The sequence below is a fragment of the Niallia laureatilytica genome, assembly GCF_046613985.1.
Taxonomy (GTDB): domain Bacteria; phylum Bacillota; class Bacilli; order Bacillales; family Cytobacillaceae; genus Niallia.
Genome location: NZ_JBKKHP010000007.1, coordinates 41,281 through 55,592 on the forward strand (window position 1 = coordinate 41,281; position 14,312 = coordinate 55,592).

A 14,312-nucleotide genomic window follows, 5' to 3' on the forward strand; every position below is an offset into this window, starting at 1 on the left:
CTAGACTGGCTGCACCCTAGTCGTGTCAGTTTATTGATTGCTTTCAATTTGCTTTAGCACCCTTCCACCTAATGTTGATGAGGCATTATATAAATATTGCAGAACAGTGCTTCTAGTTTCATCCGAAACTCCTGCAAGATCATTTGCAAGATTTTGGACTAGATGGTCTTGCTGGATAGGTGGAAGGGTATGAAAATAGTGTCCAGCCTGTGTGAAATCATCTTGCTTTTTGATATCGCTCCGTTGAAGCCTGCCGCTTACCTGTCTTCCTTTGCCGCTTGTAATAAGAGAGGAAGTATCCCATTCACTTTGTTGATTTATCGGTAAATCGCGGAATCCTGGACCGAGCCGGCGCCGCTGTGAGTCCCAGTATATATTGGAACGGCCCTGCAGCATTTTATCATCAGACAATTCGGCTCCTTCTAATAAATTCGAAGGAGAAAAAGCCACTTTCTCCACTTGTTCCATATAGTTGTCTGGATTGCGGTTTAATATCATGCGGCCGACGGGGATAAGGGGATACTGCTGTTCATCCCAAACCTTCGTATCATCAAGCGGGTCATATGGAAGACTTTGCTCATCGTTTGTATTCATCAGCTGTACATAAAGGATATATTCTACCTTCTTACCTTTTGATATAGCAGAAAACAAATCCTTACCGGCAATATCAGGATATGCACCGTTCCAATGTGCTGCCTCTTTGTTATCGATAAACTTTATCCCGGAAGACGGAAGCCAATGATATTTCACATAGCGGCGCACACCTTGGGCATTTTTCCACACATATGTACTTACACTGTGGCCGGGAATATGGCGCAAACTTTTAACTGTCCCTGCATCTGAATATAACCTTACTACGAAATGGATGGATTCAGGCGCCCGTGCAACAAAGCTCCAAAACCGTTCCGGATCAATCAAATTATTTACAGGAGAGGGAAGAAAGGCTTTTATTGATTCAGGGAAGCGGATGGCATCTCGGACAGAGAAGACAGGAATATGGTTGCAAATTAGATCAAAAACCCCTTCATCTGTATAAAATTTGGTCGAAAATCCTCGCACATTCCGAGATGTGTCTGGTGTGCCTTTTGTGCTGACTGCAAGGGAAAACCGAACAGTAACAGGGACCTGTTGCCCCGGCTCCTGTAAAAAGCAAAGCTTTGTATATTCACTCATAGAATAGATGGTTTGAAAATAGCCGAAAGCCCCGTAACCTTTCACATGTACAGGTCTCTCCAATATTTTTTCATGGATAAAGTTTTCCAAAGTTTCGTGAAGAATATTATCCTGCTCAAGAACAGGGCCTCTGTCTCCGACTGTTTCTGAATGCAGCGCCCCAGGTAAATCGCCTTGCCAATCTGCAGGGCTGCGGCCGTTTTTGTTTGAGGTACTTCTTTTGTTCAAATGATTATTATCTTTCAATATAATCCCCCCTGTTGTTCGTGAAGATAATTACCCGTTTATCGATGATATCGATACAAGTTATTCCATTTAAAGCGTCTATATGACTGATATAAATTGTCTTCTTACCTGAAAAAACGGATATTCGCACATGTCTTGAACCAAATTAATAGGTAAGTAGCTGACTTCTTTTCCCTGATTGCTAAACGAAGAAAGCATGGTATAATAGATATATTAAATTTGTGTGTACAAATTTAATATATATCTTACAATTTAATAGGTATGCATAAAATGGAGGTCGACAATGAAGTTTCCACATGATTTTTTATTTGGTGCAGCATCTGCTTCTTACCAGGTGGAAGGAGCATGGAATGAAGATGGCAAAGGAAAGACAAACTGGGATGTATTCTCGAAGATACCAGGCAAGACTTTCGAGGGAACAAATGGAGACGTCGCTATTGACCATTATCACCGCTACAAAGAAGATATTAAATTAATGGCCGAAATGGGGCTAGAATCATACCGTTTCTCTGTATCATGGGCAAGAATATTGCCTACCGGGGACGGAGAGGTAAATCCTAAAGGCTTGGAATTCTATAATAATCTGATTGATGAATGTTTAAAACACGGAATTGTACCATTTGTGACACTATATCATTGGGATTTGCCAATTACTTTAGAAGAGGATGGCGGCTGGACGAACAGACGCACTGCGGATGCATTCGTTAAATATGCTGAAATCTGCTTCCGTGAATTTGGTGATCGTGTAAAGCACTGGATTACCTTCAACGAAACAGTTATGTTTACCGGATTAGGCTACTTAAAAGGTGCACATCCGCCAGGCATTACAAATGATGAAAAGAAATACTTCCAAGCAACACACTATGTGTTTTATGCCCATGCAAAAGCAGTAGAAGTGTATAAAAGCTTAAAGCAATATGGCGAAATTGGTATTACTCACGTATTTTTACCTGCCTACAGTGTAGATGAAAAGCCAGAAAATATTGCAGCTGCTCAGCATGCGAATGAATATGAAACTTTTTGGTATTATGATCCGATTTTAAAAGGAGAATATCCTGCGTATGTCGTTAAGCAACTAGAGGAAAAAGGCTGGACTCCAACCTGGACAGAAGAAGAGCTGAACACATTGAAAAGTAATGCTGAAAACAATGACTTTATCGGCTTAAATTATTACCAGCCAATTCGTGTTGAAAAAATCGCCGAAGGTTCTCTAACAGTAGAACATTCACGGGAATCATCTACTCTTGCACCAGGAAATCCTTCCTTTGACGGATATTACCGCACAGTGAAAATGGACGATAAAACATATACAAAATGGGGCTGGGAAATCTCGCCGCAAGGCTTTCTTGATGGGCTGCATATGTTAAAAGGGCGTTATGGCGATATAAAAATGTATGTCACAGAAAATGGCCTTGGTGATGAGGATCCAATTATTGATGGGGAAATAGTGGATGTTCCAAGAATAAAATATATCGAAGAGCATTTAAAGGTTGTCAAACTTGCAATAAGCGAAGGCATTAACTTAAAAGGCTATTATGCATGGTCAGTCATTGATTTATTAAGCTGGCTAAACGGATACAAGAAGCAGTATGGCTTTATTTATGTGGACCATTCTGACAATCTGAACAGAAAGAAAAAGCTCTCGTTTCATTGGTACAAGCATATTATTGAAACGAGGGGAGAAGAGCTGTAAGAAATAGGACGAACGAAACCTCCTAATTATGTTAGGAGGTTTTTTTCTACATGCTTAAACTCCAATTTATTACATTTTCATTTTAATCAAGGAGGTTATTGTTTACAATAGAACCATAACCAATTATTACATATTTTTTAAAGGAGATAATATGGCAGTCAAATATAGAGAGATAGCAGATTCTTTAGAAAAGGATATTAGAGAAGGCATATTTGATGCATCTAATAAGCTGCCGACTGAGGAAGAGTTGGCAAAACAATTTGAGGTAAGCAGAAGCACGGTCAGGAAAGCTGTTACCCAGCTAGTCAATCGGGGATATATTTATCAGGTGCAGGGGAGCGGCATGTTTTTAAGGAAAAAGTCGGAAACAGATTATATTAATCTAGGCAGTCTGCGGGGACTGACAAAGGATTTGTCAGCGAAAACAATCGAAACGAAAATACTGGAGCTTCGTGTTATAGAAGCAGAAGAAGAGGTTGCAAATAGGATGCAATGCGAACCTGGCACAAAATTGTATTATACAAAACGCATCCGAATAGTAAATGAAGAACCTTTCTCGATTGAACTCAGCTACTTTAAAAAAGACATCGTTCCTTATTTAAATAAGGATATTGCCATCCAATCTATCTACACCTATTTAATTGATGACTTAAGACTGAACATCGGGTTTGCCGACAAAGTTATCAATTGTGAATTAATGGATGAGGAAACCGCCTTTTTGCTTAACCTGAACGCGGGAGACCCTGGGTTAATTATAGAAAATACCGTATCGCTTACGAACGGCAATATATTTGAGTTGTCTAAATCTATCTTTCATTATCAAAAAGCAAAAATCCTGGATAGGGTTAGTTTTAAGTGAATACCTTTAAATAGCAAAAAAGTACATCCATTACAACAGGATGTACTTTTTTACGGTTAAATGTGGACTGCTTCCTTGTTAGAAGTTACAGTGAAGCTTCCTTTAGACAGCTTTACAACAACATCTGATTTTTGGGCAATATTCTGATCATGTGTGACGACAACCACACATTTTCCTTCATTATGGGCAAGATCCTTCAGGATTCCAACAATTTCTTGAGCGGTTGTTTCATCCAGATTCCCTGTAGGCTCGTCTGCCACAATAAGGTCTGCATCGCAGCAAAGCGCTCTGGCAATAGAGACACGCTGCTGCTGACCGCCGCTTAATGTTAGAACCTTTTGACCGGCTTGTTCAGCAGTAATACCCATTTTTGTAAGCATTTCTAGGGCATATACTTTTTTGTTTTTATGACTTGATCCTGTAATTTCCATAGCTGTTGTCACATTTTGCAAGGCTGTCATATAAGGCAAAAGATTATACGATTGGAAAACAATTGAGACATACTTATTGCGAAACTTGGTGAGTCCGATTTTTTTTATGTCTTTTCCTTCATACAGAACTGCACCTTCCTTAGGCACATCAAGGGCGCTTGCAAGGGCAAGGAAAGTAGTCTTTCCTGAGCCTGAAGGGCCAATAATCGTATAGAAAATCCCTCTGTCAAATGCTACATTTATATTCTTTAAAATATCGACTTTCTTGTTTTCATGTTTATACCAGTAACTGATATTCTGTAATTCTAATAATGAACTCATTACTCCATCTCCCATCAATCAATGTTAATCCTGTTTGCTTAAGATAGTTTTAGGCTGCAGCCTCAGTACGGACAAGGATGGCAGCAAGGCTGAAATAACGGCAATTAATGCACCAATCATCGCTAATAATCCTAGGTCCTGACCTGTTGCGCTGACATCCAGCTCATCAATCGTTTCAACGCCAGCTGTTGAAGCTGCAGTCGATGTCATGACTTTGCCGAAACCGCCGCCGCCTCTGAAGGATTCTGGTGTGGTACTTGTCTCACTTGAAGCAATTTCTTGGCTCAGCAGTTGATCACTAACTTTGCCAGCAACGGCATTCCCGCTTACTGTTGCAATGCCAAGTGACAGAACGGCCACTAAAAGAATTTCGACGATAAATTGACCTGCTAGCTTCCAGCGCTGTTCACCTAGTGCAAGCAGCACACCCATTTCGTATTTTCTCTCCCTAATGGACATCATTACAATCAACCCTAAGATGATGGCGCCGGCAATGGAAACTAGATAAACAATATTTTTCGAGAAACTTGCAACATTTTCAATTGGACCTACCATTTGTTGATAAAGGTCATCGTTTGCATCCAGTTTGAATGAATCAAAATCAATGCTGCTTTCCGATTTAGCTTGAGCAACGAATGCTTCCATGTCAGCTGGATCATCAATATAATAAACAGCATTATCAATCGTACCTTCATAATCCGCGCCTTTCAGGTCAGATGCAGCTGTATATGGAACATAAATTTTGTTATAAGGAATCATGGCAGTAAAGTCCATTGCTTGGTCAGAGCCAGTGGAAGTGGTAGCGTAAATACCTTTGATTTCTAGCTCAATAGAAATGGAATCATCTTGCGGGTTTGTGACAGTTAGCGTATCACCGACCTGCAGATCATTTTCTTCCGCAAGAGTCTGCTCGATTACGGCTACATTTTTGCCGACATCTTCATCTGTAAGATGCTCTCCATCTATAATTTCAGACGTGCTGTCCATAAAATCAGTATAGGAATCAGTAAAGGTTACACCTTGCAGACTGACATCTCCCTGCATACCGCCGCCCATTCTGACAACACCTTCTCCTGTTTCTGTTTCTTCCTCCGTTTCAGTACTTGTACTATTTTCAATCGGATCAAAGCTAGAAGCTAAACCAGTAGTTGATGAATAGAAATTATAGCCTTTAATTTGGTTATATGTTGTTAGTTCTTCTGCTGCTTTGACTTCAATTGGCGTAGACTGGAATCTAACTCGTTCACCATCCTCAGAAGATTGTGACTGCATCTGCTCACGCAATTTCTCCATGTCCACCTGTAAAGTTACATCGGCACCGAGCTGCTTTCTCGCGAGATCACTTGATTTTTTTGCCGCCGTTTGAATAGATAAACCTGCCAGTACGAGTACACAAATAACCGAAAATACAAAAATCTGCAGCAGGCTTTTCCCCTTTCTAGCTTTAACACTTAAAAATGCTCGTTTTAAAAAATTCATGTTTTCTCTCCTTTATCTGTTTTTCACAAACACCACTATATATAGAAATGGTGAAAACTTGGTGAAAAGGAAAAAGACAGGCGATAACCTGTCTTAGAAGGGAAGTTTGCTAGATTATGATACAGAATTACTTTCCTCTAATGTAACTTCCGATTGCTTATGGAATCGTGCTTTCCATAAGATGAAGAAGGATAGCAACACTAACAGCAGACAAACTAGATTAACAAAGCGAAATCCTATATAAGTAGCAATAAATCCTCCACCTAAATTTCCGACTAATCTCCCAATGGTAGAGCCATTAGAATAAATAGTTGCTGATATTCCAGGAGAAGAGGGCAGCAATTCTGTGAAATAACTTAGCCCATTTCCCATAACAATTGCTACAAAAACAGCTTGGAGGAGCTGTGCGGCTATTAAAATCCACGAATGAGACGCAGTTGCTAAAATAATGTAGTAAGCACCGGCTATGAAACAGCTAATAATCATTAACGAATGATTGGATATTTTTTTTCCTAAAGCACCGAGGCCAATCATAATGGGAATTTCTAAACCTGCACAAACACTGACTACAATTCCGACAACTGCGTGACTTCCGTGCAGCTCGTTCACAATGAACAGTGGTGTGTTAATTACGTTTATAGCATTTACTGCAAAAAGAAGGATGAAGGCGATAAAGGGGTATCTTATTTGTTTGTTTTTTAGGGAAGATGCGGGAACCGGCAATTTATTATTTCTTTTCGTATGAACAGTGTTGCTTTGATTGCTCAGAAAAAAGAATACTAGAGATGCAATAATTAGAAAGATAACAGAGGTTCCAAGAACTAACCCTTCATAACCAGCCAATCCTAAAATAATCGTCCCGCCTAGGGGCCCAATAAGAAAACCTAATGAAACAAGGGAACGCAAAGTAGACAGTGCAAATGTTTTATCATCACTCTTGCTTGCATTTGCCGACTCCTGTGCGAAAGCAAAGATTTGCGGCATCGCAGCAGCACCTAATCCGTTAAATACAGTAACCACTAATAACAGCAGAAAATAGTTATGAAATAGTAGGTAAGACACATAACCTAAAGCGGATGAAAGCATAGCTATGATTATCACCAATTTTCGGTTGACCCCGCTATCTGACCGTTTTGCAATGAAAGAGTTTATTAATACACCACTCAGCGAGCTTACAGCCATAAAGACCCCAAATGCCCCTGCGCTCATTCCTAGTTCCTCAGTAGAATACAGAGATAAGTACGGCATCGTAATGGAAATTCCTGTACCGACAAGCAGCATACAAACCATGAAAAGACAATACCCTTTGATTGTGAATAGTTTTTTTATACGTATCAGCATTTCTTTTCCCCACCTTTACATAACTACAGATAATTAGCAGCACTTAATCATTTAAAATATACTTTTCAAAAGCATAAGCCACCCCATTTTCATCATTTGATAGTGTGGTAATATCACTATGCTTTTTTACTTCTTCTTCGGCATTTCCCATGGCAATCGCCAGCCCAGCTGCCTGAAACATAGGTATATCATTTATTTCATCTCCGATAGCTACTGTATTTTCGATTGGAATATTAAAAAAGCGTGCCATTGCTTTTAAGCCATTTCCTTTATTTCCGTTAATATGTGTAACTTCAAGATTGAATGGCGAAGAAGAGGCTACATAAATTTCTTCAATTAACTCTAATTGGGATCTCAACCGATCTTTTTGAATCGGATCAAGTCCTAGGATAAGAAACTTTATAACCGTAGATTCATTATTTAGTATTTCTTCAGGATTATGAAAGAATGACTGACCGTAAACATGTGGAGGTGTTGTGAACATTTTGTAATCCTTGTGATCAAGATACTCATTTGGGACAAGACCAGTTGCCAAAACTTTTTCATATCGATCAAGCCAGTCTTTATGGGCAAATGTACGAATATTTGTACAGACTTTATATGGCATTGATTCTTTTTCTAGTTCTAACATAATTTTTTGACATTGAAGAAGGGGAAGAGAGGTTAGTTCTATTAATTGGCCATTAGCATATATTTCCGTGCCGTTATTTCCACCAACATGTAAATCTAAATCATATTTAGCAAGTTCAGATATAACCGGTGTAGCTGATCGGCCTGTTAAAGCCATAACGATATGGCCTTGTTCCTGTGCTTTTCTGATTGCTTGTATCGTTTCGTTACTAATTTCTTTTTTTGAATTCAACGTAGTACCGTCCAAATCAAGTGCAATAAGCTTCATATAATTCTCTCCCTGCGTTGTGAAATTGTAATAGCAATAAAGAAAACGTTATCATTAAAATATTGATTTATATAGACCAATATGACTTGGTAATTCATTATCATTTTTTTACCGTGAATCGTCAATACGAGTTACTGAACAATTTCTGTCAAAATGTTTAATAATAAACAAATTCAGTGAAATTAACAATTGATACAATTTTACACATGTTTTATTAAGTTACATGCAGCTTCCATGTCATGCTAGTAATGCAAAAATGGGTAACCACCAGGTTACCCATTTTTGCTCTTAAAGATTTCTATCTAATAAGATCCCCACTTGCAATGCCATTTCCTCCGGTGATATTGGCATGTCATTTATAACCCACCACTCCACTAAACCCGCGTACGATGTCACAATAAATTGAAGCAGAACATCTTCATTTAATTCCTTATTTTTAGCAATAGCTGTATCAACTTCATCCTTAAATTCTTCTATAAGAAATTCATGAAATTGACTGCGAAAATAAGGAGCACCTTTGCTTTTAAGCATAGTAGAAATAAACAAATAATGGCTCTCGAGGTATTTAAACCAAGGTAGATTAGCTTCACTGTATTCCGAATCTGCCGTGGCTTCACATAATTCCCGAAGCTTATTAATATGTTCTTCAATAAGCTTTTCCAGCAAATCATATTTATCTAAGTAATGAAGATAAATAGTCCCCCTGCTTACATTTGCTCTGTCAGAAATATCTTGGATGGTAACATCATCAAACTTCTTTTCAGACATTAACTCTATAAGAGCTTTTTTTATTGCTTCTTGTGATTTCAGTATTCTTCTATCTATTTTAGCCAAAATTACCTCACCACTCTAAAATATTCTCTCTATGATTATATGATAAATTAAATGGTTGGATAAGTACTATTTAGGTTTAAAAATGTCAATAACCTTAAATACACTTGTTTCAGTCTTACTTTTATGGAGCAAAGTCAGCCGCTGTTCTCAAGATGAAAATACTATAATCATTAGAACAGGAATAATGGAACAAACGGAAAAGTCATTTGTCTTTCCTGCAGTAAAATGGAATAGCTAGAAGTATAGAATTACTGCAGCGCATGTTGATTCTGTTGAAGATATAATAGGAGAAATACAAAACTTTTCTTCAGAAGAACAATTCCCAACACCTATAATTATTCCAACTATTTTAACAAAGGTATAACCTAGTGGGAAATAAAGGATATAAATACCTCTGAGGCGATTTCCATTAAATCTGGGATACGTACATAAAAGCTATACCTGAATAAATACTGAAAAAGCGAATTTGACATTCATGAGTCAAGTTCGCTTTTTCTATGAAGTCTGTGTTTTCAAATAAACACTCTACATAATAAGCAGCAATTTAGTAAAAATTACTTTATATATCACTATTTGGAGGAATATTTGGATGGCGGAAACCTTAAAGAAAATAAGTGTTAATAATATAAAGAAATCTTTAGGAGATCCAGCTGACTTAATAATACGCTCCATTACATTAAATCTAAACGATAAAAAGCTGAATTGTTCTCTTGTATTTATTGCAGGTATTGTAAATGAAAGTGATATAGAAAATTTCATTATCAGACCTTTACAGCGGGTTTCTCCAACTACACAAGTAATTAACTTAATGGCAGTTATGGAAAAAGAAATGATTCAGGTAAAGTCGGTAGCGGTTATCCAGTTATATAAAGACGCGCTAAAAGACTTACTGAATGGAAAGACTTTGATTTTATTGGAAGACATAGAGGATGTGCTTGTTGTTGACACTTCTAGCTGGAAGGAACGTTCTTTAACGGAAGCAGAGGGACAACGTGTTGCGAAAGGGCCTTTAATTGGCTTTAATGAAAACTTAGCAACAAATATAGCAATCATGAGAAAAGCTCTTAAAAACGAACAGCTGCGATTAGAAAATTATACATTTGGCAGCGAAACGAATACTGATATCTGTGTTATCTATTTAGACAATATCGTCGATAAAGAGATATTGGCCGAATTAAATAATAGATTGGCAAAAATAGAAACGAGTAAGATATTGGATGCGAATTATATAGAAGAATATATACGGGATCAGTTTCTCACGCCGTTTCCGCTAGTGTTGACAACGGACCGGCCTGATGTAGTAACAGGTGAAATTACCGATGGGAAAATTGGCATTCTGATTGAGGGGTCACCGTATGCGTTAGTAGTACCGGCATTATTTCTGCAATTTCTGCAGTCGCCTGATGATTATTATTTTGTTAATGGCGGTGTCACAAGACTGCTTCGAATACTCGCCTTGGCAATGGCTATATATCTGCCAGCATACTACTTGGCATTTGTTACATATCATCCTGGCCTGCTGCCATTTGATTTAGTATTGAGTCTAGCTTCTCAAAGGGAAGGTAAGCCATTGCCCTTAGTGGTGGAATTACTGCTGTTCATGTTTCTGTTTCAAATTATTATTGAAGGAGCATTGCGTTTACCGAAAGGCTTAGTTTCGGTTGTATCAATTGTTGGAACCATAATAATTGGTCAATCTGCTGTTGAAGCTGGCTTAGTACAGCCAGCTACATTACTGGTTGTCAGCATGTCCTATATATTTAGTTTTGTAGCTCCAATAATTACATTGGCTACTGCAGTGCGGACATTAAGGTACGGATTTATCATCATAGCTGCTTTTTTAGGTTTATATGGAATCATTCTTGCTACTTTAGCATTAACTTTTCATTTAAATCATTTGCGTTCATTTGGTGTACCTTATTTTGCTCCACTGTTTCCTTTTAACTTAAAGGATCAGAAGGATGCGATTTATCGTTTTCCATTAGATAAACTTTCTAACAAGCATCAATTTCAGCATGAGGAATTTGTTAGAAAAAAAAGAGACTAATAAAGGACAGGAAGCATGATGAAAACATTAGGTATTATTATATTCCTTTCGTTGTTTGCGGTACTTTCTCTTGGCAACATAAATCGTAATGAGTTAAATGAAATAGCGCTCGTCTATGCAGTAGGAATAGACATGGAATCAGATAATTATGCTGTTTCCTTGCAAGTAATCAATCCGCAGCCTCCTATTAGTCAAACAGATAAAATGCCGGTCATTGTATACGAGGCTAAAGCGAAAAGCATAGGAAAAGCAATTGAAATGGTTTCAAAAAAAATTTCCAGACAGTTAAGTCCTGCACAAGTCCAGTTAATTGTAATCGGGGAAGAATTAGCTGAAACGAAAGGTATAAATAATGTGCTCAATTATATATTACGTGAGCCTGGATTATCTTCCATATTAGATATTCTAATTACAAAAGACATAAGTGCCTATGATGTATTGAAAGTGGTTTCATTTATGGAAGATATCCCTGGAAATGAAATTGTAAAAGCTCTTAGAAATACGGAGGAAAACTGGGGCTCACATCAAAGAGTATATCCAACCCAAGTAAAGGCAGACATTCTTTCAAGAGGAAAGGAGGCCATTATTCCTACCATTTCTTTATATGGGAAGGAACATTTAGCCGAAGAAAAAGCCCTCTTAGAATCAACGGCACCAAAATCATATCTAGAATTTTCAGGATTAACGCTTTTAAATGAAGACAAAAAGGTTGGCTGGTTAAATGATAACCAAAGTAGAGCGTATTACTTAATAAAAGATAGGTTAAAACATAGTTATTTCAGCTCTTATTGTCCTAATGATGACAATAAGGAGGAGTTTGGGTTAACCATTATTCACTCCAAAACAGCTATCCATGGAAAGATAACGAAGGGAAAACCGAAATTTACGATTAAAGTAGAGGTAACAGGGGATTTAGACGAATTAAATTGCGATCTGGACATTTCAAAACCAGCAGGAATAAAAAAAGTGGAAGATCTGATGGAAAAACAAATAGAAGAAGGTTTAAAGGACTTACTTGTTCAATCACAAGCCATGAATGCCGACTTTATCGGTTTTGGGGATGTACTTCGTATTGACGATAAGGATAGTTGGAAGGAAATTGAAGATAGTTGGCAAAGTGAAATATATGCCACTTCAACATTTGCTATTGAGACAAAGGTAATCGTCCGGAACTTTGGAGATCTTAATATAGCTAATTAACTAAAGGGCAAAAGAGGTGGATGATATGGAGATCAAAAGAATAGGATCATTAGAATTAGCATCCATGATTATTTTGTTTCAGTTGGGAAGTTCTATAGTATTAGGCATGGGAATGGAAGCGGGGAAAGATGCCTGGATTGCAATCGGGATAAGCACGCTGATTGGGATAGCCATCCATTTCTGTTATATAGCTTTATATAGAGCAGGCGGTGCAAGCAAAACCTTCACAAGTATTTTACAGGAAGCTTTTAGTCGTCCGTTGGGCATTTTTTTAGCTGGATTATACTATCTGTATTTTTTATATTTAGCTGCTAGGGTGACAGCTGATTTTGCTTTTTTTATTAATGAAGTGCTTTTGTGGAGTGTTAGAGCTTGGGTTATTAAATTATCCATCCTTTTGTTAGTGGCATATGTTTGCTATTTAGGAATAGAGACATTGGGGAGATCTTCGGAAGCTTTAACTTTAATGATGATTTCTTTTCTACTGTTGGTTATCGTCTCCATGTTTTTCCTTGAAGAATTCGACTTAAACAATTTAAGGCCCATCTTAGAAAATGGTTATAGCCCAATCATAAAAGCTGTATTTCCGACCTTAATCACTTTTCCATTTGGTGAAGTAATCGTTTTCCTTTGTTATTATCAGTATGTAAAGTCCTTTCCTTCCTTCCAAAAGCACGGCTGGCTGGCGGTCCTTATTTCTGGATTCATTCTTATGGTCATATCTATTTTAAATATCGGCTTCTTAACGGCAGAATTAGCTAAATTCTTTATCTTTCCTTTTATGAAAACAATAGAGCATATTAATTTTTTGAATTTTATTAGGCATTTGGAATTATTAGCTGTGTTAATTTTTACAATCGGCGGCCTTATAAAAATCAGTATTTTTTCATTTGCGGGAATACAGGGGCTTGCAGGGATATTTAAAATAAAAAAAGACCAGAAGATGATTATTTCATTCTTACTGACTGTTTATATCATTAGTGTTGTATTTATGAAAAACTTCAGTATTCATCTTTTTATTGGCTTAAAGATTGTTCCGTTATATATTCATCTTTTTTTTCAGCTGTTTATGCCAATTTTATGTTTATTCCTTTTAGTAATAAAATTACTTTGGAGAAAGAGAAAAAGACTGAGGCAGACTCACAGTTAGGATGAAGTTTTTCAAAAACATTACCGTCAGTGTGAAGGAAATATACTGGCTTTGCAGAATCTAAACAAATCAGAAACTTTAATCAAGGAGGAATACATGATGAGAATTATTGTAAATAGTATCTTTGTCCAGGATCAAGACAAGGCATTAACGTTTTATACAGAAAAGCTTGGTTTTGTAAAAAAGGAGGATGTGCCGGTCGGAGAGTTCAGGTGGATCACCCTTGTGTCACCTGAAGACCAAGATGGTACAGAGTTGTTACTCGAACCCAATAACCATCCAGCGGCAAAAGAGTATCAACAGAAAATATACGCAGAAGGCATTCCTGCCACAATGTTCGGCGTTCCGGATATACATAAAGAGTATCTGCGATTACTTGGCGGTGGCATAGAATTTACTATGGAACCAACAGTAATGGGAGAATTCACAATAGCTGTTTTTAATGATACATGCGGTAACCTTATTCAGATAATAGAGAAGTAACTGCCATTTACTTAGCCCTGTTCTAAACAGTAGTTGGTGAAATAAACAGCATCGATAAATAGAAATATTTAATCGGGAGTCTTCCTTAAATGGGAGACTCCCGATTATGTTTCAGTGACTTTGAGATTTAATTGGCAAACATTAACAGATGCAAATA

At 37.5% G+C, this 14,312-nt stretch carries 12 protein-coding genes; 6 read left to right on the top strand and 6 right to left on the bottom strand.

The annotated features are described in order from the left end of the window. Positions 1-30: 30 nt before the first annotated feature. Positions 31-1,419 carry a catalase gene (locus tag ACLIJJ_RS16995; RefSeq protein WP_411411345.1) on the bottom strand — a complete coding sequence of 463 codons (1,389 nt, stop codon included), beginning with the start codon at positions 1,417-1,419 and terminating at the stop codon, positions 31-33. A gap of 283 nt (positions 1,420-1,702) precedes the next feature. Between ACLIJJ_RS16995 and ACLIJJ_RS17000 the strand changes: the two genes are divergently transcribed. Both ACLIJJ_RS17000 and ACLIJJ_RS17005 read left to right on the top strand, forming a co-directional pair. Next, the gene (locus tag ACLIJJ_RS17000) at positions 1,703-3,112 is read left to right on the top strand and encodes a GH1 family beta-glucosidase (RefSeq protein ID WP_233318183.1); all 1,410 of its coding nucleotides are present in this window, start codon (positions 1,703-1,705) and stop codon (positions 3,110-3,112) included. Between the two features lie 151 nt (positions 3,113-3,263). Continuing rightward, entirely contained in the window at positions 3,264-3,971 is a 708-nt protein-coding gene (locus ACLIJJ_RS17005) for a GntR family transcriptional regulator (RefSeq protein ID WP_233318181.1), read from the top strand. Positions 3,972-4,027: 56 nt separating this feature from the next. On the opposite strand, the gene ACLIJJ_RS17010 is transcribed toward ACLIJJ_RS17005, so the two are convergent. The 5 genes from ACLIJJ_RS17010 to ACLIJJ_RS17030 all read right to left on the bottom strand — a co-directional run bounded on the left by ACLIJJ_RS17010 (position 4,028) and on the right by ACLIJJ_RS17030 (position 9,275). Further along, positions 4,028-4,723, bottom strand: a complete 696-nt coding sequence (locus ACLIJJ_RS17010) for an ABC transporter ATP-binding protein (RefSeq protein WP_237943301.1) — start codon at positions 4,721-4,723, stop codon at positions 4,028-4,030. Positions 4,724-4,747: 24 nt separating this feature from the next. Continuing rightward, positions 4,748-6,202: an ABC transporter permease gene (locus ACLIJJ_RS17015; protein ID WP_233318178.1), complete on the bottom strand. Its 1,455-nt coding sequence runs from the start codon at positions 6,200-6,202 to the stop codon at positions 4,748-4,750. A 114-nt stretch (positions 6,203-6,316) separates the two neighbouring features. After that, positions 6,317-7,543, bottom strand: a complete 1,227-nt coding sequence (locus ACLIJJ_RS17020; protein ID WP_411411346.1) for a sugar efflux transporter — start codon at positions 7,541-7,543, stop codon at positions 6,317-6,319. A 43-nt stretch (positions 7,544-7,586) separates the two neighbouring features. Continuing rightward, entirely contained in the window at positions 7,587-8,441 is an 855-nt protein-coding gene (locus ACLIJJ_RS17025) for a Cof-type HAD-IIB family hydrolase (RefSeq protein ID WP_411411347.1), read from the bottom strand. Between the two features lie 288 nt (positions 8,442-8,729). After that, positions 8,730-9,275 (bottom strand): TetR/AcrR family transcriptional regulator, encoded by a 546-nt coding sequence (locus ACLIJJ_RS17030; protein WP_411411348.1) that lies wholly within the window; start codon positions 9,273-9,275, stop codon positions 8,730-8,732. Between the two features lie 589 nt (positions 9,276-9,864). On the opposite strand from ACLIJJ_RS17030, the gene ACLIJJ_RS17035 reads away from it, so the two are divergent. The 4 genes from ACLIJJ_RS17035 (at position 9,865) to ACLIJJ_RS17050 (ending at position 14,155) form a co-directional block, all read left to right on the top strand. Beyond that, the gene (locus ACLIJJ_RS17035; protein ID WP_233318171.1) at positions 9,865-11,322 is read left to right on the top strand and encodes a spore germination protein; all 1,458 of its coding nucleotides are present in this window, start codon (positions 9,865-9,867) and stop codon (positions 11,320-11,322) included. A 15-nt stretch (positions 11,323-11,337) separates the two neighbouring features. Then, positions 11,338-12,522, top strand: a complete 1,185-nt coding sequence (locus tag ACLIJJ_RS17040) for a Ger(x)C family spore germination protein (RefSeq protein ID WP_237943293.1) — start codon at positions 11,338-11,340, stop codon at positions 12,520-12,522. Between the two features lie 25 nt (positions 12,523-12,547). Further along, positions 12,548-13,672: a GerAB/ArcD/ProY family transporter gene (locus ACLIJJ_RS17045; protein WP_411411349.1), complete on the top strand. Its 1,125-nt coding sequence runs from the start codon at positions 12,548-12,550 to the stop codon at positions 13,670-13,672. 99 nt (positions 13,673-13,771) lie between these two features. After that, a complete protein-coding gene (locus ACLIJJ_RS17050) occupies positions 13,772-14,155 on the top strand; it encodes a VOC family protein (protein ID WP_233318256.1) in 384 nt (127 codons plus the stop codon). The last annotated feature ends 157 nt before the right edge of the window (positions 14,156-14,312 follow it).

Bases quoted from the DNA above. Each gene is read 5' to 3' on its own strand.
- ACLIJJ_RS17015 (WP_233318178.1), bottom strand. From the start codon at position 6,202: ATGAATTTTTTAAAACGAGCATTTTTAAGTGTTAAAGCTAGAAAGGGG.
- ACLIJJ_RS17010 (WP_237943301.1), bottom strand. From the start codon at position 4,723: ATGAGTTCATTATTAGAATTACAGAATATCAGTTACTGGTATAAACAT.
- ACLIJJ_RS17050 (WP_233318256.1), top strand. From the start codon at position 13,772: ATGAGAATTATTGTAAATAGTATCTTTGTCCAGGATCAAGACAAGGCA.
- ACLIJJ_RS17035 (WP_233318171.1), top strand. From the start codon at position 9,865: ATGGCGGAAACCTTAAAGAAAATAAGTGTTAATAATATAAAGAAATCT.
- ACLIJJ_RS17025 (WP_411411347.1), bottom strand. From the start codon at position 8,441: ATGAAGCTTATTGCACTTGATTTGGACGGTACTACGTTGAATTCAAAA.
- ACLIJJ_RS17000 (WP_233318183.1), top strand. From the start codon at position 1,703: ATGAAGTTTCCACATGATTTTTTATTTGGTGCAGCATCTGCTTCTTAC.
- ACLIJJ_RS17045 (WP_411411349.1), top strand. From the start codon at position 12,548: ATGGAGATCAAAAGAATAGGATCATTAGAATTAGCATCCATGATTATT.
- ACLIJJ_RS17005 (WP_233318181.1), top strand. From the start codon at position 3,264: ATGGCAGTCAAATATAGAGAGATAGCAGATTCTTTAGAAAAGGATATT.
- ACLIJJ_RS17020 (WP_411411346.1), bottom strand. From the start codon at position 7,543: ATGCTGATACGTATAAAAAAACTATTCACAATCAAAGGGTATTGTCTT.
- ACLIJJ_RS17040 (WP_237943293.1), top strand. From the start codon at position 11,338: ATGATGAAAACATTAGGTATTATTATATTCCTTTCGTTGTTTGCGGTA.